Origin of the sequence: Micrococcus sp. HG099 (assembly GCF_024723355.1) — a bacterium.
In the GTDB taxonomy this organism is placed as follows: Bacteria; Actinomycetota; Actinomycetes; order Actinomycetales; family Micrococcaceae; genus Micrococcus; species Micrococcus endophyticus.
This window is the reverse complement of the sequence record NZ_JANQCJ010000262.1, coordinates 1-1,025: the sequence shown is the minus strand read 5'-3', so window position 1 is coordinate 1,025 and position 1,025 is coordinate 1. Positions and strand designations below refer to the sequence as shown.

General features: G+C 78.6%; 1 protein-coding gene. It reads left to right on the top strand.

Translation table 11 applies throughout. From position 1 onward, the window contains the following. On the top strand, positions 1 to 1,025 hold a 1,025-nt coding region (locus tag NWP10_RS12100; RefSeq protein ID WP_258301068.1), incomplete at both ends, for an OB-fold nucleic acid binding domain-containing protein.

Below are 1,025 nucleotides of genomic sequence, written 5' to 3'. Positions count from 1 at the left end.
GCCGGGCGACGTCGTCGCGCGGCCTCACGCCGAGGGCGGCCGCGAGGCGGACCTCGCCGAGGGAGGCGCCGAGGGTGCCGGCCGCGGCCCGGGCCGCTGGGGCATCCGCCTGCCCCTGACCGGCCTCTCCGGGCTGAGCGAGGCCGAGACCGAGCGCCTCGACGCCGGCCGTCCCTACCGCTCCCTCGCCGACGTCCGGGACCGCGCCCGCCCCACGGCCCGCAACCTCGAACGCCTCGCCCAGCTCGGCGCCCTGGACTGCCTGCTGCCCGCGGGGGGCGCCTCGCGCACGGACCTGGTCCACCACCTCGAGCTCCAGCACTCCGCCACCCGCGGGTCCGGTCCCGGTCGTGCCGCCGCGCGCTCGCGGTCCGCCCGCCCCCGCCAGGTGGACGGCCAGCTCGCCCTGGACCTGCCGGACACCGAGCTGGCCGCCCTTACCCCGCTCTTCCCGGACCCGTCCGTCGCGGCCCGGGTCCGCACCGAGCTCGAGCTCACCGCCCTGGACGTCACGGCCCACCTGATGGACTCCCACGCGCCGTACCTGGACGCGCTCGGGGTCACCCGGGCGGCGGACCTGCTCGGGCTGCGCACGCAGTCCCGCGTGCTCGTGGCGGGGGTGCGCGTGGCCACCCAGACCCCGCCCATGCGCAGCGGCAAGCGCGTCGTCTTCCTCTCCGTGGACGACGGCACCGGCTGCGTGGACGCCTCCTTCTTCACGGAGGCCCAGCACGCCTCGGGGGAGATGCTCTTCTCCGCGCGGCTCCTGCTGATCGAGGGCACCGTCCGCCGCACCGGGCCGCGGGCCGTCTCGGTGCAGGCCGTGCGCGCCTGGGACCTGCACCGGCCGGAGAGCCTGCCGGACCCCGACTACCTGGACGCCACGCGGCGGCAGTGGCGGGAGTGGCTCGCCGCGGACCGCCGTGCCGCCGCCGCCCGACGTCGCGGCCAGGAGGACGCCGGCGCCCCCCGCCTGCCGGACATCCCGCACCACGGCACCGGCGGCTGGCCGGTCAAGGTGGCCC